Source organism: Acidovorax sp. Root267 (assembly GCF_001429215.1).
GTDB lineage: Bacteria > Pseudomonadota > Gammaproteobacteria > Burkholderiales > Burkholderiaceae_C > Acidovorax > Acidovorax radicis.
The window spans coordinates 39,299-58,790 of record NZ_LMJC01000033.1 but is presented as its reverse complement, the minus strand read 5'-3'; the positions used below and the strand labels follow the sequence as shown (position 1 = coordinate 58,790).

19 protein-coding genes are annotated in these 19,492 nt (G+C 67.8%); 8 read left to right on the top strand and 11 right to left on the bottom strand.

The window, feature by feature from the left end:
- Positions 1-81: 81 nt before the first annotated feature.
- The gene (locus tag ASE39_RS23695) at positions 82-1,020 is read left to right on the top strand and encodes a LysR family transcriptional regulator (protein WP_057272729.1); all 939 of its coding nucleotides are present in this window, start codon (positions 82-84) and stop codon (positions 1,018-1,020) included.
- A gap of 120 nt (positions 1,021-1,140) precedes the next feature.
- On the opposite strand, the gene ASE39_RS23690 is transcribed toward ASE39_RS23695, so the two are convergent.
- Positions 1,141-1,863, bottom strand: a complete 723-nt coding sequence (locus ASE39_RS23690; RefSeq protein ID WP_057272728.1) for a class I SAM-dependent methyltransferase — start codon at positions 1,861-1,863, stop codon at positions 1,141-1,143.
- A 248-nt stretch (positions 1,864-2,111) separates the two neighbouring features.
- Between ASE39_RS23690 and ASE39_RS23685 the strand changes: the two genes are divergently transcribed.
- The 5 genes from ASE39_RS23685 to ASE39_RS23665 all read left to right on the top strand — a co-directional run bounded on the left by ASE39_RS23685 (position 2,112) and on the right by ASE39_RS23665 (position 6,336).
- Positions 2,112-2,576 (top strand): Rrf2 family transcriptional regulator, encoded by a 465-nt coding sequence (locus tag ASE39_RS23685; RefSeq protein WP_057272727.1) that lies wholly within the window; start codon positions 2,112-2,114, stop codon positions 2,574-2,576.
- Positions 2,563-3,519 carry an NAD(P)/FAD-dependent oxidoreductase gene (locus ASE39_RS23680; protein ID WP_057272726.1) on the top strand — a complete coding sequence of 319 codons (957 nt, stop codon included), beginning with the start codon at positions 2,563-2,565 and terminating at the stop codon, positions 3,517-3,519. Before ASE39_RS23685 ends, ASE39_RS23680 begins: the two co-directional genes overlap by 14 nt.
- A 201-nt stretch (positions 3,520-3,720) precedes the next feature.
- Entirely contained in the window at positions 3,721-4,584 is an 864-nt protein-coding gene (locus ASE39_RS23675) for a GyrI-like domain-containing protein (RefSeq protein ID WP_057272725.1), read from the top strand.
- Positions 4,581-5,567, top strand: coding sequence for a dienelactone hydrolase (locus ASE39_RS23670; protein WP_057272724.1), 987 nt, complete (start codon positions 4,581-4,583; stop codon positions 5,565-5,567). The genes ASE39_RS23675 and ASE39_RS23670 overlap by 4 nt, the downstream gene beginning before the upstream one ends.
- Positions 5,568-5,775: 208 nt before the next feature.
- Positions 5,776-6,336 carry an ATP-binding protein gene (locus tag ASE39_RS23665; RefSeq protein ID WP_057272723.1) on the top strand — a complete coding sequence of 187 codons (561 nt, stop codon included), beginning with the start codon at positions 5,776-5,778 and terminating at the stop codon, positions 6,334-6,336.
- An 88-nt stretch (positions 6,337-6,424) separates the two neighbouring features.
- On the opposite strand, the gene ASE39_RS23660 is transcribed toward ASE39_RS23665, so the two are convergent.
- The 3 genes from ASE39_RS23660 to ASE39_RS23650 form a co-directional block, all read right to left on the bottom strand.
- Positions 6,425-8,581, bottom strand: coding sequence for a TonB-dependent receptor (locus ASE39_RS23660; protein WP_057272722.1), 2,157 nt, complete (start codon positions 8,579-8,581; stop codon positions 6,425-6,427).
- A gap of 160 nt (positions 8,582-8,741) precedes the next feature.
- On the bottom strand, positions 8,742-10,076 hold the full coding sequence (locus ASE39_RS23655; RefSeq protein WP_057272721.1) for a sorbosone dehydrogenase family protein: 1,335 nt from the start codon (positions 10,074-10,076) through the stop codon (positions 8,742-8,744).
- A gap of 78 nt (positions 10,077-10,154) precedes the next feature.
- Positions 10,155-11,123 carry a DMT family transporter gene (locus tag ASE39_RS23650; protein ID WP_057272720.1) on the bottom strand — a complete coding sequence of 323 codons (969 nt, stop codon included), beginning with the start codon at positions 11,121-11,123 and terminating at the stop codon, positions 10,155-10,157.
- Between the two features lie 120 nt (positions 11,124-11,243).
- Here ASE39_RS23650 and ASE39_RS23645 point away from each other — a divergent pair, with 120 nt between their 5' ends.
- The gene (locus ASE39_RS23645; RefSeq protein ID WP_010461083.1) at positions 11,244-12,134 is read left to right on the top strand and encodes a LysR family transcriptional regulator; all 891 of its coding nucleotides are present in this window, start codon (positions 11,244-11,246) and stop codon (positions 12,132-12,134) included.
- Between the two features lie 25 nt (positions 12,135-12,159).
- On the opposite strand, the gene ASE39_RS23640 is transcribed toward ASE39_RS23645, so the two are convergent.
- Genes ASE39_RS23640 through ASE39_RS23625 form a run of 4 tightly spaced genes read right to left on the bottom strand, consistent with a single transcriptional unit; the run spans position 12,160 to position 14,438 of the window.
- A complete protein-coding gene (locus tag ASE39_RS23640) occupies positions 12,160-12,810 on the bottom strand; it encodes a DsbA family protein (protein ID WP_057272719.1) in 651 nt (216 codons plus the stop codon).
- Between the two features lie 3 nt (positions 12,811-12,813).
- On the bottom strand, positions 12,814-13,083 hold the full coding sequence (locus ASE39_RS23635) for a hypothetical protein (RefSeq protein ID WP_242421548.1): 270 nt from the start codon (positions 13,081-13,083) through the stop codon (positions 12,814-12,816).
- A gap of 14 nt (positions 13,084-13,097) precedes the next feature.
- Positions 13,098-13,538: a nuclear transport factor 2 family protein gene (locus tag ASE39_RS23630; protein WP_010461080.1), complete on the bottom strand. Its 441-nt coding sequence runs from the start codon at positions 13,536-13,538 to the stop codon at positions 13,098-13,100.
- Between the two features lie 36 nt (positions 13,539-13,574).
- On the bottom strand, positions 13,575-14,438 hold the full coding sequence (locus ASE39_RS23625) for an MBL fold metallo-hydrolase (protein ID WP_057272718.1): 864 nt from the start codon (positions 14,436-14,438) through the stop codon (positions 13,575-13,577).
- 127 nt (positions 14,439-14,565) lie between these two features.
- Between ASE39_RS23625 and ASE39_RS23620 the strand changes: the two genes are divergently transcribed.
- Complete coding sequence (locus tag ASE39_RS23620) at positions 14,566-15,459, top strand: LysR family transcriptional regulator (RefSeq protein ID WP_057223672.1); 894 nt, start codon at positions 14,566-14,568, stop codon at positions 15,457-15,459.
- A gap of 254 nt (positions 15,460-15,713) precedes the next feature.
- Here the strand turns inward: ASE39_RS23620 and ASE39_RS23615 are convergent, their stop codons facing one another.
- From ASE39_RS23615 to ASE39_RS23605, 3 genes are all read right to left on the bottom strand, one after another.
- Positions 15,714-17,834: an alpha/beta hydrolase domain-containing protein gene (locus ASE39_RS23615; protein WP_057272717.1), complete on the bottom strand. Its 2,121-nt coding sequence runs from the start codon at positions 17,832-17,834 to the stop codon at positions 15,714-15,716.
- 182 nt (positions 17,835-18,016) lie between these two features.
- Positions 18,017-18,967, bottom strand: coding sequence for a tripartite tricarboxylate transporter substrate binding protein (locus ASE39_RS23610; RefSeq protein WP_242421559.1), 951 nt, complete (start codon positions 18,965-18,967; stop codon positions 18,017-18,019).
- A gap of 113 nt (positions 18,968-19,080) precedes the next feature.
- Entirely contained in the window at positions 19,081-19,479 is a 399-nt protein-coding gene (locus ASE39_RS23605; protein WP_057272715.1) for a hypothetical protein, read from the bottom strand.
- Between the last annotated feature and the right edge of the window lie 13 nt (positions 19,480-19,492).

Here is a 19,492-nt window from a genome sequence, read left to right as displayed (position 1 = left end):
CTTCACTGTAGAAATTGCGCCCCGCCACGGAAACCGCCCGTGGCGATAATGGCTTTTGCTCCGCACGCAAAGGCGCGCACGATGAAGAAAGAACCTCGCTCCTTCCTCCCCGATCCGGCCGACCTGCGGTGGCTGGTGCGGTCGCTCGACCTGCGCTCGTTTTCTGCGGCGGCGCGCGAGATGGATGTGGCGGTGTCGGTGGTAGCGCGCGGTGTGGACCGGCTGGRGGCCGGCTACGGCGTGCGCTTGCTGCGCCGGTCCACGCACGGCCTGTCGGCCACGCCCGAGGGCGCAGAGCTGGTGCAGGAAGCGCGTGCCTTGCTGGCGCAGCTGGAGGACATCGGGGCATCGCTGTCGGACCAGCGCAGCCGCGTGGCGGGCACCTTGCGCCTGGCCTCCAGCCAGGAGATCTGCGAGGCGCTGGTGCTGCCCCACCTAGCGGACCTGCAGGCGCGCTACCCCGCGCTGCGGGTGGAACTGCTGGCCGATGACCGCGTGGCCGACCTGGTGACGGAGGGCATCGACGTGGCGCTGCGCACCACCGTGGGCCACAGCGACCTGGTGGTGGCGCGCGCGCTGGGCCGGTTCGAGCGGCGCCTGTACGCGGCCCCTGGATATTTGGAACAGCACGGCACGCCCGCCGAGCCTAGCGATCTGCAGCAGCACCACACCGTGACGCACACGGCGCAGGGGCCAGCGGTGACCTGGGCGTTTCGCAATGCACAAGGCAAGCCGCTGGAGGTGACCGTGCGCTCGCGCCTGGCCGCCAGCAGTTCGGCACTGGTGCACCACGCGCTGGTGGGCGCCGCGGGCATCGGCATGTTGTCCGCCCCGCTTGCGGCGGCCGATGTGGCGCAAGGCCGGTTGGTGGAGGTGCTGGCGCCTTTTGCGTCCGGCACCGTGCACACGCTGTACGCGGTGTCGTCACCGGGCCGGCGCAATGCGGCCAGGGTGAAGGCGGTGATTGATTTTTTGGCGAAAGCGGCGAAGGACCGGTGGGCGCTGGCGCCTGTGCGTTGAAGGTTGCTTGTTCAACATCAACTGGCTGGCACGGGGGCTGACGGCCCGGTGCAGCAAGCCCGCATGGAGATCAGCCAGGCGCGGTTCATCCGGGATCAAGGGCCGCCTTCCGTTCAGCAGTCACTCGGCGGCCGTTGCCACCCAACCCCTGAACGCAAACCCCATGTAAAACATCCGCACATCGCCGAACCCGGCATCGCGCAGGATCGCCTCGTCCTCCTGGGGCGTCAGCACCGCCAGCTCCGCAGCCACCTTGGCCCGCCCCCGGTCTGCCATCTCCGGCGCCATGCCGGACACCACCTGAAATGCCGCATAGCGCGACAGCCAAAGGTCGCGCTCCCCTGCCCCGCCGTCATCGCCAGCATCACCATCGGCCACGCTCAGATGCACCGCGACGAACGGCGCGCCGGGCTTCAACCGCCGACGGATCTCGGCCACCATGGCCGCACGCTCCTCGCGCGGCACAAAGTGAAAGGTCAGCAGGCACGTCGCGCCATCGAACGGCCCGGCCGGTGCGCCCTGCACATAGCCGTGGTGCAGCGCCACGCGGTCGCCCGACACGCCCGCGCTCTGCAGCCGCTGCGCCGCCAGGTCCAGCATGGGCTGGCTGGGGTCCACGCCGTCGAAGCACCAGCCGGGGTGCGCCCGCGCCATGTCCTCCAGCTCCAGCCCGCCGCCTGCGCCCACCACCAGCACGCGGCCGTCGGCAGGTACGCGCTCGGCCAGCAGGATGCGGACCATGGGCAGCAGGCTGTCGTAGCCGGGCACGTTGCGGCGCGGTCCTTCGGCGTAGCGGGCGACGGCGGCGGGGTCGGTGAAGGGGGACGCGGTGGGATGGGTCATGGTGTGTGGCGTGTGGTGGATACGGCGCTTTCGCGTTGAGCTTGGCCAACGGGATTGCCAGCGCAGCGCAGGGTTTCGACAGGCTCAACCCGAACGGTTAGGGGTGGGCAACGTTTGACAAAATCAAGCCGAATTGGCCTCTAGCGCTTATCCATCAAGCGCTAGCCGCTATCAATTCAGTAGTCGTACGTTCGTGCTCCAGCATCGTTTATGGCTGCATGCTAACATCACGCAACTTTGAATGTTGCATGAAACGAGATAGCCGCCTTTCCAACGTCCTCCACGCGCTGCTGCACATGGCAGAGATGGACGGCCCCGCCACGTCCGACTCACTGGCGCAGGCCATGCAGACCAACCCTGTGGTGGTCCGCCGCCTGATGGCGGGGCTGCGGTATGCGGGGTTTGTCTCGTCGGCCAAGGGGCATGGCGGTGGGTGGGTGCTGTCGTGCCCGCTGGCGGACATCACGCTGCGCGACATCCATGAAGCGCTGGGCGCGCCCACGTTGCTGGCGGTGGGCAACAGGGTGGAGAGCCCTGGCTGCGTGGTCGAGCAAGCGGTGAATGAAGCGCTTTCAGATGCCTTTGAGGCGGCGGAGCAGGTGCTGCTGACGCGGCTGGGCGAGGTCACGCTGGCGCAGTTGTCTGCCCAGTTTCATGAACGCATGGTGGCCAGGGGCCACGCGCACAAGGACTTTGCACATGAACACTTATGACCACGACGCCATCGTGATTGGTGGCAGCTTTGCGGGCCTGTCGGCCGCGATGCAACTGGCGCGGGCGCGGCGGCGCGTGTGCGTGGTGGACGCAGGCCAGCCGCGCAACCGGTTTGCCGCCGCGTCGCACGGGTTCTTTGGGCAAGACGGCGAACCGCCGCTGGCGATGACCGAGCAGGCGCGCCGCAAGCTGCTGGCCTACCCCACGGTCACGCTGCGCCAGGGCACGGTGGTGTCGGCCAAGGCGCAGCCAGACGCTGGTGCATTAACAGCGTCTGGTTTTGACGTGGTGCTGGACGACGGCGCGGGTGCACTGACCCCATTGACCACCCGCAAGCTGGTGCTGGCCTTTGGCGTGAAGGACGGTCTGCCCGACATTGCAGGCCTGCGCGAGCGCTGGGGCGCTAGCGTGCTGCACTGCCCGTACTGCCACGGCTACGAGTTTGGGGGCCAGCGGCTGGGCGTGCTGTACCACTCGCCGCAGTCCGGCATGCACGCGCAGCTGATTGCGGACTGGGGCCCGGCCACCCTCTTCCTGAATGGCGAAACCACGCTGGAGGACAGCGAGCGCACGCGGCTGTTGGCGCTGGGCATTGCCGTGGAGCCTGCGCGCATCGCCGCGCTGGAGGGGCCTGACCGGGCGTTGAGCGGCGTGCGCCTGGTGGCCAATGGCGGCGCCGATGGCCGCCTGGTGCCGCTGGACGCTTTGTACGTGGCCGCCACGACAAGCCCCGCCAGCCCGCTGGCAGAACAACTGGGCTGCGCGCTGGATGAGGGCCCCATGGGCCCGTGCATTCGCACCGATGCCAACAAGATGACCACGGTGCCGGGCGTGTATGCCGCAGGCGACGCCACGCTGATGCGGCACAACGCCACGCTGGCGTCTGCCGAAGGGGTGCTGGCGGGTGTGGGGGCGCACCAGGCGATGGTGTTTGGGCAATAAGAGCAGCTAACAAAACTCTTCTGGCGTTGTTGCCGCGTCTTGTCGTACTGCTCGTACTGCCTGCGACGCAGCGCCTAGCCAGAACCGCTTCGCTGATTTTTGTTAGCCGCTCTAAGTAGCGCAGCGCTGCTGCGGCACCAGGCCACAAAGTAGCAAGATCGGCTAAGTACCGGCGCGCAAGCTGCGGCACACTCTGCGGCCATGAGCCTGGACCAGAGCGCCGATCAGCACTACCGCAGCCGCGTGGCCCGCGTGATCGCCCACATCGTGGCGCACCCGCTGGCAGCGCATCGGCTGGAGGATCTGGCCGCCATTGCCCACTTTTCCCCTTTCCACTTCCACCGTGTCTACAGCAGCATTGCGGGCGAAACCGTGGCCGCCACGGTGCGCCGCGTGCGGCTGGCCCTGGCCACGCGGCTGCTGAAGCAAGGCGGGCAGAGCATCACCCAGGTGGCGCTGGAGGTGGGCTACGACAGCCCGCAGGCCTTCACCCGTGCATTCAGCCAGTTCACCGGGCAATCGCCACGGGCGTTCCAGCGGGACATGCACCGCCTCATCCTTGATCCAGGCGCCGGACACACGGCTGGAAGGACCGAGCACACGCTGGCCGTGCAGATCGTCGAGCGCCCGGCGCAGCGCCTGCATGCGCTGCGCCACCAGGGGCCGCCCTCCACCATCCCCCACACGCAGCGGCGGCTGTACCTGCAGTGCGGCCAGCGTGCAACCCACCGGCTGGGCGCATCGTGCGGAGACCCGCAGGACACAGGCGGCGATTTTCGCTACTACGCGGCGGTGGTGCTGCCAGAGCCGCTCCCGGCGGCAGATGGCGGGCTGGAACTGCTGGACATCCCGGCAGGCCTCTATGCACGCCACACGCTCACCGGCCCCTACACGCGCATCAACGCGGCACTGGCGGCCATCCACACACGCTGGCTCCCGGCCAGCGGCTACGAACCGGACGACCGCCCCACGCTGGAGCACTACCTCAACTCCCCCCGCAACGCCGCGCAGGCGGACCTGCGCACCGATCTGCTGATTCCCATCCGCCCCACCCCATCCCTATGACCCGTTTTCGCTGGCTCTTTCGTTCCCTTTTGCCCGCAGCGCTCTGCGGCGCCACCACCCTGGCCCACGCTGCGGGCTTTGCCTTTATCGAGGTGCCTGCAGACAAGGACGGGCCCGCGCTGCGCGGCGCCGTGTGGTCGCCCTGCAGCGCGCCGCCGGGCCGCATCGACCTGTCGCCCCTGGTGCTGCAAGGCACGCGGGACTGCCCCCTCACCGGCCAAGGCCTGCCGTTGATCGTCATGTCGCACGGCACGGGCGGCTCGGCCCTGGGGCACCACGACACGGCGGCCACGCTGGCCGATGCGGGCTATGTGGTGGCCGCCATCAGCCACCCGGGCGACAACTTTCAGGACCTGAGCCGCCAGGGCCACCTGTCGGCCTTTGCCACGCGGCCCGTGGACATGAAGCGGCTGACGGACTACATGCTGGGCGCGTGGCACCGCCATGCCCAGCTGGACGCCAGCAAGGTCGGCCTGTTCGGCTTTTCGCGCGGCGGCTACACGGGCCTTGTCACCATCGGTGCCGTGCCGGACTGGACGCTGCGGCAGGACCTGTGCCCGCCCGAGTCGTCGAGGCCCCTGTGCGGCGAGATCCGTCGCAAAGAACTGCCCGCCCCGCCCGCGCGGGACGCACGCATTCGGGCGGCCGTCATCGTCGACCCCTTGAGCGTGTTTGATGCCAAGGGGCTGGGGCAGGTCGGCATCCCGGTCCAGCTGTGGGCCTCAGCGTTGGGTGGCGATGGCGTGACGCCCCAGAGCGTGGAGACGGTGCGCCAGGGCCTGCCCAGCGCGCCGGACTGGCACGTGGCGGCCAACGCGGGGCACTTCGCCTTTCTGGCGCCCTGCCCGCCAGCACTGGTGGAAGCGATGCCAGCAATCTGCCGCGATGCAGCGGGGTTTGACCGGGTGGCTTTTCACCAGACTTTTAATGCCCAGGTGCTGGCGTTCTTTCAGCGGCACATCGTGGCAGCCAGAGCACCCTGAGGGCAGTCTGGAATTCGTCGCACCCACGCGGCCCGTGGGTTGACGCAGCCAGCGCCGGCCACCTACACTGCCAACCTCGCATCTGACCTTTGGGGTCGGAGCGAACCGCAAAGCCCTCCACCACCGTTGAGGGCTTTTTTTCGTCCGCCCTATGGAAAGCTCTCCCTGCTTGCAGAGAGGGCTTTTTGCATTTCTGGAGCCTTTTCTCATGCACACCGCTTCAACCCACACCGGCCCCGCAGCCGTTGCAGGCACCGCCCCCCGCATTCACCTGGTCATCGGCCCGGTGGGCGCAGGCAAGTCCACCTTCGTCCGCCAATTGGTGCAGCAGCACCGCGCCGTGCCGCTCAATCTGGACGACTGGATGGCCACGCTGTTTTCGCCCGACCGGCCCGATACGGCCGATGTGATGGCCTGGTACATCCCCCGCACCCTGCGCTGCCTGGAGCAGATCTGGAAAACCGCCGAGGCTGTGCTGGCCGCGGGCAACGATGTGGTGCTGGAGGTGGGCCTGATCCAGCAGCACCAGCGCGACGCCTTTTATGCGCGCATGGGGCCGTGGGCCGGCGCCATGACGGTGTACGTGCTGGACGCACCGCGCGAGGTGCGGCGCGAGCGCGTGTTGCGGCGCAATGCCGAGCAGGGAGAGACGTTCTCGATGGTGGTGCCCCCGCACATCTTTGAGCTGGCCAGCGACCTGTGGCAGCCGCCCGGGGAGGCGGAGTGCGCCGAGCGGTCGGTGGTGTTTGTGCCGATGGCGGAACGTTAGGCCCTCGTTGCAGCTTTGCCGCGCGCAGGCCCGTCCATGACAGGCCCGTCCATGATCTTGGCAGGTGCGGCGGGCCAGACCGCCTCGACTACATGAACTGCGCGCGCAGACCCACCATCAGGCGTCTGCCTGCGGCGGGCTCGAAGTAGCGGCCGTTGGCGTCGTTCACGATGAGCGTGGCCGTGTGGTGGCGGTTGAACACGTTGTCGAGCCGGGCCCAGAGCTGCCAGCGCGCCGCGCCCGCTTCGCGGCCACCCCAGCCATAGGCCGCGTGCACGCCGAGCACGGCAAAGCCGGCTGCCCGCTCGCTGTTGACATCGTTGGCAAACACCGGCCCCGACACGTTCGCCGTGGCACCCAGTTGCCAGCGCGTGGTGGGCGCGTAGTCGATGGCAAGTTGCGCAGCGTGCCGCGCTGTGCCCGGCAACTGGTTGCCTGCGGCGACGTTGGCGCCCCCTGCCCCGGCGTAGGCGCTGCCAAAGTGGGCATCCAGGTAGGTGTAGCTGGCGCGCGGGGCCCAGGTGCCCCACTGTGCACGCCAACCCACTTCAAGCCCCCGGCGCCGCACGTTGTCCACGTTCTGGAACACCGAGCGGCCGTTGACCGTGGCCACGGGCACGATCTCGCCCTGGCTGCGGGTGTCGAACCATGCCAGCTCCAGCTGCTGGTGGGTGCCTTGCCACTTGGCGCCCACCTCCCACTGGTGGCTGCGGGCGGCAGCCAGTCCGAAATTGGGGCCGGTGTTGCCGGTGCTGTAGGCCATCTCGGCCAGCGTGGGGGTTTCAAAGCCCTGGCCTGCGTTGGCGTACAGGTTGAGCTGGTCGGTGGCGGCCCACACCAGACCCAACGCGGGGCTGGTGTGGCGCCAGCTGCGCGAGCCACTGTCGTCGGGGTTGGCGGGGGTGATGTAGCGGTCATCCACCTGCACGCGCACCCGGCTGGCCCGCAGCCCTGCGATGGCGCGCCAGCGGGGCGAGAGCCAAGCGTCGACCTGGGCATACACATCGGTGTTGGCTGCACTGTCTTGCTCGTCGCGCCGCAGCGCGCCGCTGGTGCCCGCGTTGTTCACAAACCCCTGGCGGTGTTCAGACAGGCGATTCGCCTCTGCCCCCACCGTCCACGTCAGCGGCAGGCCCGAGGGCAGGCGCACGGCCCGCGTCCAGGTGGCGGCCGCGCCGTGGTAGCTGCGGTCCAGGTCCACCACCCCGCCTGCGCTGTTGGCCGCCGCACCGCTGAACGACAGGTACTGCGTGAGCTGGCGCCCACCGCCATAGGCGCGCAGCCGCACGCTGTCGGTGTCACTGAGCTGGCGCTCCAGCACCAGGCCCAGCTGGTTCTGGCCCACCGACTTGCGGGTGTGGAAGCTGGTGGCCAGGGCGCTGGCCTGGCGCGCGTCGCCCTCCAGCTGCGCGCGTGTGAGGCCCAGCGGGTCCAACGCCAGGGGTTGGTCGTACAGGTTGACCAGGGCTGTGATGCGCGTGCGGCTGTCGGGCTGGGCCTGCAGCTTGGCGTTGAGGTGCGTGCGCCGCGCGGCGCTGTGGCCGCGCCAGCCCTCCGTTTCGAAGTGCGAAACGCCCAGCAGCCCGCCCAGGCGCTGGTCGCCAAAGTCCATCGATGCGTCCACCAGCCGCTGGCCGAACGAGCCCACCGCCACCCCCGCCTGGGCGCCACCGCCGGGCCGGGGATCGCGGGTGGTGACCTGCACCACGCCCCCTGCCGCGTTGCCATACAGCTGCGCGAGCGGGCCGCGCAGCACTTCAATCTGGCGGGCCGAAGGCAGGTGCGCGGTGGCAGCCTGGCCCTGGCCGTCGGGCATGGTGGCGGGGATGCCGTCCACCAGAATGCGCACACCCCGCACACCAAAGGTGGCGCGGGCGCCAAAGCCACGCACTGCGATCTGCAGATCCTGCGCGTAGTTGCCACGGTCTGTGGCCACCACGCCAGCCTGCCCGGCCAGCAGCTCCGACAGGTTCACCAGCGGCGTCGCGGCGGAGAAGGCATCCACGGCCACGCTGCTGTGGCTGGCTGCACTGTCGAACAGGCGCTGCGCCTGCGCGCTGCCCGTGACCTGCAGGGTTTCGAGCGTAGGGGGCGTGGGCGTGGTGGGCGGCGACTGGGCGGGATCGGCCGGGCCATCTTGCGCATGGGCATGGGCGTGCGCCACCACGCAAGCGCAACTGGCCAGGAAGCGGGCAACTCGGGCGGCGCGGGGCATACGGGGCCAATGGGTGGCTGCAAAAGACATTGGTGCCGCTTCCTGGTTGCGGAGTTTCAGAACGGGGTTTTACGGAGCATCGCGTGGCGGGCACAGGGGCCAAGCCCAGCAAACCGCAGGATAGTCTGCTGTGGCCCCGTGGCGGTCATGCGAACCCAACGCAACGAAGCGCCGAGCACCTACGCAGACGTCATTCAGACCGCACCACGCGCCAGACCACGTTGCCCACGTCGTCGGCCACCAGCAGCGCGCCCTGGCCGTCCAGAGCCACGCCCACGGGGCGGCCATAGGCGTCGCCGTCCTTGCTCAAGAAGCCGGTCAGGAACGGCTGGGGAGGCCCCGAGGGGCGCCCGTCGGCAAAAGGCACGAACACCACGTTGTAGCCCGTCAGCTCCTTGCGGTTCCAGGACCCGTGCTGGCCGATGAAAGCACCGCTGGCGTAGGCGCCGGGCATGCGGACATCAGAAAACGCCAGGCCCAGGGGCGCAACGTGTGAGCCCAGGCCAAAGTCGGGGGCGATGGCCTTGGCCACCATGTCGGGGTTGGGCGGGTTGACACGGGTGTCCACATGCTGGCCCCAGTAGCTCCAGGGCCAGCCGTAAAAGGCGCCGTCCTTCACCGATGTGAGGTAGTCGGGCACCAGCTCGTTGCCCAGTTCGTCGCGTTCGTTCACCACCGTCCAGAGCACCTTGCTCTGTGGCTCCCAGCCCAGGCCGCTGGGGTTGCGCAGGCCGGTGGCAAACAGCCGCTTGCTGCCGGTCTCTACATCCACCTCCCAGATGGCGGCGCGGCCCTCTTCGGCGGCCATGCCGTTGTCGCCCGCATTGCTGTTGGAGCCCACGGTGGCGTACAGCCTGCGGCCATCGGGGCTGGCGATGATGTTCTTGGTCCAGTGGTGATTGGCCCCGGCGGGCAGATCGGTGACCCTGACGGGGGCCACGGTGATGGAGGTCTGCCCGGTTTCGTAAGGCACCTTCACCACGCCGTCGGCCGTGGCAATGAACAGCTGGGTGCCCACCAACGCCATGCCAAAGGGCGATAGCAGGTTTTGCATGAAGACGGTGCGCACGTCTGCCACGCCGTCACCGTCCGTATCGCGCAGCAGCGTAATGCGGTTGGCGCTGGGCGTGCCGGCACCGGCACGCTTCATCACCAGGCCCATGGCCAGGCCACGCAGACCGTCGGAGTGCACGTTTTTGGCGCCCTCTGCAGGCGGCGGCTTGTTGCTTTCAGCGACCAGCACGTCACCATTGGGAAGGGTGTAGACCCAGCGCGGGTGGTCCAGCCCACGCGCCAGCGCCGTGACCCTGAACCCCGCAGGGGCCTGCGGCTGGGCGCCCTGCGGCCAACCCTGTGCAGGTGCGATATTGACGGTGGGCACGAAAAAGCTCTTCTCGGGTGCGGGCAGTTGCGGGCTTGGCCCCACACCAGAACCCGCTGTGGGCTGGGCTGTTGCGGCTGCCGCGCCACCCGCCAACGCCGCCCAAAGCAGCCATTGTGGGAAGCGATTGGGACAGGGCAACATCAGCGCAGTATGGGCGGGTGCAATTTGCGGAGGGTGTAGGCCAAGGCCGCGAGTTTTGCGGCCCCCACAGCGGGGAGGTCAGCTCGCCGCCGTGGCGGGGGCCACACCCGGCCGCCGGATGGTCCACAGCGCAGCGGCCATCAGCGCCACGCCGCCCAGTTGCAAGGGGCTGAGCGTGCGGCCATACACCACCCAGTCCACCAGCACCGCCGTGAGCGGGTACACAAACTGCAGCACTGCAATGCGACCCAGCGCCAGGCGGGCCATGCCGGCGAACAGCACCACGTACGCCAGGCCTGTGTGCACCACACCCAGGCCCAGCAGCCAGGCCCATGCGGTGCCCTGCTGCGGCCCGCCCAGAACAAAAGGCGCCCACACCAGCGCCACGGCGCCCACCAGGCATTGCCACAGCGCCATCGCGAAGGGGCTGATGGCCTTTTGCGTGTTGGCGAGCAGCGTCACGCCCGCGTAGCAGAGCGAGCCGCCCAGGCACATCAGCACTCCGGCCATGTACCCGCCGCTGCTACTGTTGGCCGCGGCGGCTGCGGCGCCGTCCAGCAAGCCGGTGGTCAGCACCAGGCCGCCCAGCGCGGCCAGGGTGGCCAGCCACTGCGTGGGCGAGACGGCCTCGCGCAGGAAGAGCGCGCCAAACACGATGACCCAGATGGGCTGGATGTGGAAGATCACCGTGGCTACGGCGATGGACGTGCGCGGGATGGCTGCAAAGAACAGCGCCCAGTTCATCACCATGAGCACGGCCGTGGCGCAGGCCACCCAGCGCGCCCGCCCGTTCAAGAGCAATTGACGCCCCCGGCCCGTGGCCAGGCACCAGGCCAGCAGCGCCAGCGCACCGAATGCGCAGCGGAACCACACGGTGACCAGCGGATGCTGGCCCGCCTCTTCCACAAAAACACCGATGGTGCCCAGCAGCACGCCGCCGGCGATGAGCAACCACTGGCCGTCCCGCTCGCGGGTACTGGCGGGCACTGTGGAGGGGATAGGCGCGGCAAGCGATGAGGGCGTGGCGGCACTGGCTTTCTGGTTCATGCCGTCGATGCTCGAAGATTGGCACACTGGTGTAAAGCGCATAGTTCGAACAGATACCATTCGATAAACGAATTTTTATCCCGACAGGTTTTGCCAACACAAAACCAGAGAGCTGACGCGATGAACTACCCCGATTTCCAGATTGACTGGCTGCGCGCCTTTGTGGCCGTGGTGGACGCGGGCTCGCTCTCGCGCGCGGCGCCGCTGGTGCACCGTTCGCAGTCGGCGGTCAGCATGCAGATCAAGAAGCTGGAGGCCGCACTAGGCCGCCCAGTGCTGCTGCGCGGGCCGCGCCATCTGGAGGTGACACCCGCCGGGGCCGAGCTGCTGTCGTACGCGCGCCGCGTGCTCGATCTGCAGGCCGAGGCGCACGCGGCGCTGTTCGGCCCGCAGCTGGCGGGCCGGGTGCGGCTGGGGGTGCCGGACGACTACGCATCGACCTACCTCACACCGGTGCTGCGCAGCTTTTCGCACCGGTACCAGGGCGTGGAGATTGAGTTGACCTGCGAGCAATCGACCTCGCTCATCCCACGCGTGGTGCGCGGCGAGCTGGACCTGGCCCTCGTCTCGCGCGACAAGCCGCAGCGGGGGCATTTTTTGTTTGAAGAGCCGCTGGTGTGGGTGGGGGCTGCGCAGTTTGAAGCGTGGCGGCGTGACCCGCTGCCGATTGCGGTGTACGAATCGGCCAGCATGGCCCGACAGGCCACCCTGGCGGCACTGGACACGCGGCGCCGAGCCTACCGCATCGTGTACCACAGCTCCAGCCTGGCGGGCCAGCTGGCTGCGGTGGAGAGCGGTTTGGCGGTGGCGGTGCTCACGCGGTGCAGCGCGCCAGCCCATCTGCAAATCTTGCAGAACCTGCCCGCGGAGTTTGACCTTCCGCCGCTGGCTTCGATGAATGTGGCGGTGCTGCGCAGCAAGGTGTCGCTGCGCTCACCGGCTGTGGATGCGATGTACGAACAGGTGGTGCGGACACTGGGGCGGCGGGGCGAACTGCTACCCAAGGCCTGAGCGCCGCCGCCGGTCATCCACGGCGTCAGGCCGCCAGGATGTGCTCCAGCAGCTTTTCGCGCGGCCCCAGCAGCGCATCGCCCCCGATCAACCGCAGCGCACCGCCCGGCCCCGCCACCACCAATTGCGGCACGCCCCGGGCGCCCACGGCGCGCAGCGTTGCTTGGGCGCTGGCGATGCGTTCGGCCACCAGGTTGTGCAGCGCGGCAGTGGCTGCGTGCGTCAACGCTGCGGCATCCGCCAGGCCCAAAGCCCGCAACAGGTCCGCCAGCACCTCGGGTTCTGCCGTGTCGCGGCCTTCCACATAACGTGCGTGCTGCAATGCGTGCAAGGCTTCCAGTTCACTTTCAGGCGCAGTCTGCGCCACGGCGGTCAGCGCGAGGGTGGCAGGGCCTGAATCAAAGCGGCCGGACGCAGCACCCAGAATTTGGTCGCGGTAGGCCTGCGTGAAGGGCTGGCCTGTGAGCCGCTGGATGCGCTGGTCGTTGGACCAGGCGTACGCAGCGAACTGCGCATCCATGGGCCGCGCCCCGGCGCCCGCAAACAGGCCCGTGGGCGCCAGCGAGACGTGCACGCCGTCCACGCCTTGCAGGTATTGCAGCGCCGGCGCGGCGGCATAGCACCAACCGCACAAGGGGTCGAACAGATAGGTCACCGTGGTGGGCATGGAGGGCATGGATCAGGGTCTTTCAACGTCAGGGGGTGAGGATGAAGCCAGCGCGGCCTCGAAAAGCGCCAGCTCTTCGGCGAGGGTGCCCCGGCTGCGGAAGTGGCGGCCTGCACGGTCGTACCAGTTCTCGGCATCTTCCAGATCACCCTCTTGCAGGTGCAGGATGCCGTGGAGCCAGGCGGCGAGCATGGAGCCGTCGTGTTGCACCAGATCGTGCGCCGCGTTCCAGCGCCCGGCGTGCAGGTGATCCAGGACGGGTTGAAGGGAGTGCGTTGGCACGATCTGGTGTCCGATCACTTTTGGGGGTTGGTGAACATGGGGTTGCCACTGACCGTCTTGACCGTTTCTTCTTGCAAGACGTCCCAGTGCTCCACAATTTTCCCGTTGGCCAGGCGGAAGATATCGACGCCAATCATGACCTTGGGGCCCATGCCCGCGTAGCGGCCGTGCATCATGACGAAGTCACCTTCGGCCACCACCATGCCGGGCTCGTACTTGAAGTCGGGCGGCAGGCTGCCGACCCACCCCTTCAGAACCTCGGACCCGTTGGGCACCGCAGGGTTGTGTTGGATGTAGTTGGGGGACCAGTATTTGTCGATGACCGAGGCATCGCGCGTGATGAACAGGCCCTTCATGCCGGCCACGACGATTTCCTTGTTGGTCTGGGCAAACGCATTGGCAGAGAAAACTGCGGCCAGCGATGCAGCGACGAGGAACACTTTGAACGGTTTCATTCTTGACTCCAGTGAGGGTTGCTGTTGACTACGGGCTTACCACTTCATCTCGCCCTTGTTCACCTTGGCGCCGATGTCCAGCGACAGGCCCATGGGCGCTGCAGGGTAGGCCTTCTTCATCGCGTCGATGAGTTCGGCGCCCGTCTTGGTGGCGGCGGCATTCTTCTCAAACGCTTGCAGGTAGCCCTTGGTGTAGGTCACCGCTGTCAAGTCCAGCGTGGTGCCGGGCAGCATGTGGCCGGGCACCACTACGGTGGGCTGCAGGGCAGCCATTTCGTCAAGCTGGGCGATCCAGGCGCTGCGCTCGGCCACGGTCTGGGTGTCGGCCGTCCACACGTGCAGGTTGCCGAACACGCCGATATTGCCCACCACGGCCTTCACCGAAGGAATCCACGCATAAGGGCGGTGCGCCAGCAGGCCGGTGGTGCCACGGATCTCGACCGTCTGGCCGTCCACCGTGAGGGTATTGCCGCTGATGGCCTTGGGCAGCACAGGCGTGCGCGGTGCATTGGCACCCATCTTGGGGCCCCAGAAGGCGAGCTTGCCGGCGAGCTTGGCGTTGATCTTCTCCAGCACGGCGGGGGTGGTTACCACCTCAGCCTTGGGGAAAAATTCCTTGAGCGTTTCCACGCCGAAGTAATAGTCGGGGTCGGCCTGGCTCACGTAGATGGTCTTGAGCTCCTTGCCGCTGTCGAACACGTTGGCGGCAATGCGCAGCGCGTCGGCACGGGTGAAGCCAGCGTCGATGACCATGGCCTCCTTCTCGCCGTACACCAGCGTGGAGTTGACGTTGAAGCTGTTGCCGTCGGCGTTGTAGACCTTGATCTGCAGGGGCTGGGCGGCGTGGGCGCCAGCAAAGGCAAGGGACAGGGTGGCGGCGATGAGGGTGGTGCGGAACATGGCGGTTTCTCCAGGGTTTGAAGGGGTTTGAAGGGGTTTGCGTTGATGGCGGAATGAAGTTTATTTGCACCAATCGATCCAATAAACCCCATAAAATGCGCATATTTGTTGCACAAATAGAGCAAATATGGACCGTCTGACCGCCATGCGGGTGTTTGTGGAAGTGGCCACCAGCGGCAGCTTCAGCGCCACGGCAGACCGGCTGGAGATGTCGCGTGCCATGGTCACGCGCTATGTGGGCGAGATGGAGCAGTGGCTGCAGGCGCGGCTGCTGCAGCGCACCACCCGCAGCGTGACGCTGACCGATGCCGGTGAACTGGCGCTGCGCCGCTGCCAGCAGATGCTGGCGCTGACCCAGGACCTGGAAGAAGAAACCGCCACCACCACCGAGGGCGAGCTGCGCGGGCAACTGCGCATCACCTGCAGCGTGTCGTTTGCGTATGCGCAGATGGGCGCGGCGATTGCTGACTTCTTGGCGCAGCACCCGCAGCTCAAGATCGACCTGGACGCCAGCGAGGGCTCGCTGAACCTGGTGGAGCGCCGCATCGACCTGGCGATCCGCATCAGCGCCGAGCCCGACCCGCTGCTCATCGGCCGGCCGCTGGCGCGCTGCGATTCGGCGCTGGTGGCATCGCCCGCCTACCTGGCGGCACACGGCACGCCCCAGGAGCCCGCCGACCTGACCCGCCACCGTTGTTTGAGCTACGCCAACTTTGGCAAAAGCGTGTGGCAGCTCACCCGCGGCGACGAGGTCGCCCGCGTGGGCGTGACCAGCCCCTTCAGCGCCAACGAGGCCACCACGCTGATGCGCGCGGCGCTGGCTGGTGGCGGCATCGCACTGCAGCCCACCTACCTGGTCAACCCCTATCTGCACAGCGGCGAACTGCAGGCCGTGCTGCCCGCGTGGAGCCTGCCGGTGATGACCATCCACGCGCTGTACACCTCGCGCAGGCACCTGTCGCCGGCGGTGCGGGCGCTGCTGGATTTTTTGGTGCTGCGGTTTGCAGGGGTGCCGTGGTAGGGGGGCGTGGGTCGATGTGACGCTACGTTTTTGATAGCCATCAGCGCTTTCTGGTCAAGCGCCACAGGCTTTTTTTCTTGAATACCCAAGCCCGCCGGAACTTTGCGGGACTCTTGCTCCCTCTCCCCCTGCGGGAGAGGGCTGGGGAGAGGGGGCTATCGCCAAGGGGCATGGTGCTTTATCAACCCCCCTCTCCCCCGGCCCTCTCCCGCAAGGGGAGAGGGAGTGGAAGCGGGCCCCGCCGCGCCATCACCTCAGGGCAGCACCGCTGCCGCCTTGGCCCGCGCAATCTGCAGGTCCGCATCGCGCTGCAGCAGCAGGCGCTGCGCCACCAGCGCGTTGGCGGCCTCGGTCACGGCCGCCACGTAGCCGTCTTGTGTGCCATACAACTCCTCCAGCGACGTGCGCGCATCGCCCGCCGCCAAGCGCGCGGCGCGCGTTTTTTGGAAGGGGATGAAGCTGCCGGTGAGGTTGGCCAGGTCGGTGATGCCGGGCGTGGCCACGTAGTTGAACTCGATGCTGGTGCCCAAGGGCGCACGCGCCTCCACACTGCGGATGCCGGCGCGGGTGAGGCCCGTGGACGCATCGACCTGCGGCACCATGATGGCGTAGTCGCGGCCCAGGTTGCGCGGGGGCAGGATGGTGGCGACGCCCGATTCGTCCTGCGGGATGTACTGCGGGCCAAAGTCGAACAGGGGGAAGTTGTTGTACAGGCCCCGGTAGCTGAACTCAGGGATGGCCGTCTGCACGCCGCCCACCGCCCAGGTCAGCCCCTTCATGACCGGAAAGGCCAGCGCCTCGGGCCGCACCAGCGTGCCGTTGTCGATGCGTGGCACCTGGCTGGCGGGCGGCAGCGTGCCGCGCACCACCCAGTCTTCCAGGTTCAGGAACAGCGCGCGGAAGGTGTCGTTGAAGTGCACCACCGTGCCCGTGGGGTAGGTGGCCCGCGTGGGCGCGTACGCGATGCTGGCCGTGCCCCCTGCGCCGCCGTGCTGGGTGCTGGCGTAGTAGTAGATGCGCGCGTTCTCGGGCTGGGCCAGATCCTTGGTGCCGCGGGCATCGGTCAGCACGGGTGAGCCCTGCAGCTGCCAGAACTCGGTGCCCGACAGGCCCAAAAAGAACTTGGGGCAGGTGGTGGTGGCGGCGCAGCGCTTCATCACCCCGCCCTGGCGGCCGCTGATGTCGTCCTGGTAGTCCTTGTCCAGCCCGCGCGGCGCCGTCTGGCCGAAGGCCGTGTGGTCGGTGCGCAGGCCCCCGCCGCCGCCGGGCACCGCAAAGCGGGTGTTGATGTGGGTCTGGCGCGCGGCCACGTGGGCGAAGATGCCGTCGAACACCTTGCCACCGTCGAGCGCCTGGTTGAAGCCCAGGTGCAAGAACGTTTTCATCGCGTTGCCCGACTGCGAGGTGCCCTGCCCCAGCGTGTACTGGATGCGGCCCGCCAGCGGGTTGGGCGTGCCCGACGAGTCGGCCGACTTGCCGCGAAAGAAGCTCACCGTGTCGCGCAGCGCGGCCAGGCCCACGCCCATGACCTTGGGGTCCTTGGCCACGTAGACCAGCTCGTACAGGTAGGCCGGGTCGAACCCGCCTTTGAGGCACACGCTGGTGGGGCTGGCGGTGCCGGGGAAGGCGTTGGCGCCCGCGTCACAGCTGGCGAACTTCCAGTCGCTGGCCGGCACCGGCGTGCGTGCATCCGTTTCGTTGGCGCGGCGAGTGAGCGAATAGCCGGGCTGGGTGTTGTCCAGGCTGGCGGGCTCGTAAGGAATCATGGAGCCATTGAACACGCCGCCGGGCAGTGCCATCGACGGGCTGGCCACGGTGGGCACGAGCTCGGCACGGTAGGGGCCAGTGATGCTGCTGCCGTCCTTGTTCTTGGCAACGGGCACCGTCACCGTCAGGCGCGCCGGCGTGCTCTTGGGCACGTCGCCCTGCCAGGCCGAATACAGCATCACGTAGCCGCGCTCCAGGTACACCGCATCGCTGGGCGTGGCCGTGGGGTTGAGCATGGTGAGGATGTTGCCGCGGTTGGGCGCGTCGTAGCGCAGCACACCGCTCGCCTTGGCCATGTTCTTGGGCTTGAGCATGACGAAGTCGGCCTGGTACTCGACCATGCCGTTGGCGTTGGTGGGCGCGAGCGCCAGGTCCTGGATGGTGGCGTTCTTGGGGTCCTTGGGGTCGACCTCGCCGCTGACGGTGCCGGTGAGGCGCTCGTATTCGCCCACATCGCCGTAGCTGCCGGGGAAGGCTTCAGTGGAGGTGATTGCCAGCTTGAAGGCCGGGCCCGGGGCGGAATCGTTGCTGCTGCCTCCGCAGGCTGCGAAGGCCGTAGCGGCAGCGGCGGTCAGCGCGAGTTTTCCGAATGCATGAAGGGATTGCATGTTGTCTCCTTGGATGGATGGGTGGTAGTGGCCGCTTGTGCGGCTCTAAGAAAAAGTGGCGGCGTCTTGTGTGCCGCACGCAGGCAAGGCTTCGCCCACACCTGCCGGTGAAAGGCAGGCTGCGTAAGAAATATGGAAGGAGGAGATGAAACCCAGCGCAGGTCAGCGCGCCGGGCTGCGGCTTACTCGGCCTCGATGCCGGCGGCCTTGATCACCTTGCCCCACTTCTGGGTTTCGGCGGCCTGGAACTTGGCGAGTTCATCGGGCGTGGTCGTCCACGCCTCGGAGCCTGCGTTGTCGAAGAAGCTCTTGGCCGCTGCGCTCTTGGTGGCCGCCGTGAGCAGCTCGTTGAGGCGCGCCACCACCGGTGCGGGCGTGCCGGCCGGCACGTAGGCCGCAAACCAGTAGCCCATGTCGTAGCCCTTCACGCCCGCTTCGTCCAGCGTGGGCACGTCGGGCAACTGTGCACTGCGCTTCTGGGTGGAGTAGCCCAGGGCCCGCAGCTTGCCGGCCTTGACCTGGGGCACGCCGGTGGAGGTGTCGGTGATCATCAGGTCGATCTGCCCGCCCAGCAGGTCGGTGATGGCCAGCGGGTTGCTTTTGTAGGGCACGTGCAGGATGTCCACGCTGGCCAGTTGCTTGAGCATTTCGCCGGCCATGCGGCTCGACGAGCTGCCGCTGCCAAAACTGAGCTTGCCGGGGTTCTTCTTGGCAAAGGCCAGCAGCTCGCCCACGTTCTTGTACGGCGCAGTGGCGTTGACCACCAGCACCTGCCCGCCCTTGCCCAGGCCCGTGACGGGCGCAAAGTCCTTCACCGGGTCGTACGAGAGCTTCTTGTACAAATGCTCGTTGGCCGCGTGTGTGGTGTTGGTGGTGATGAGCACGCTGTACCCGTCGGCCGCCGCCTTGGCCACGGCAGACGCCGCGATCATGCCGCTGGCACCGGCCTTGTTGTCGATGACCACCGCCTGCTTGGTGTCGGTGGTGATGGACTGGCCCAGCGCGCGCGCCAGCTGGTCGGTGGCGCTGCCGGCCGCGAACGGCACGACGAAGGTGATGGGCTTGGCGGGATATGCCTGCGCATGGGCAGCCCCGCCCTGCAGCGCGCCCAGCGCCAGCACGGCGGCGGCCATCGCGTGGCGTCGGCACAGGTTCAACAGTGAAATGGATCGGTTCATGTTTGTCTCCTTGTGTATAGGTATGGAAAAGCGGAAAGGGAGTCGGGAACCAGTCAAACAAGCGACGGCTACGGTGTCGGCCCGCCCAAGTGCGGCGCCAGCGCCGCGGGCAAGGTGAGGGGCAAGTCCAGCAGCAGGTAGCTCAGCGCCTTGCCGTGGCTGTCGAGGTTGAGCGCGTCGTTCACGCCGCCGTCCAGCACATCGTCCAGCACGATGTTCATGGCCTGCAGCTGGGGCAGCAGGTAGCGCGTGACCTGGCGCGGCTGGCGCAGCGCGAACTGGCGCGCCACGGCGGCTTCGGTGACCTGCTCGACCAGCACATCCCACAGCGCGGGGTGCCAGGCGATAACGCTGATGTTGGAGCGGTTGCCCTTGTCGCCGGTGCGGCTGTGGGCCAGACGATAAAGCGGAACAGTGATGGTTGCCGTGGTGGCGGGCTGGGTTGCGGCCTGGGTTACAGAAGTCATGGTGTGTGGTCCC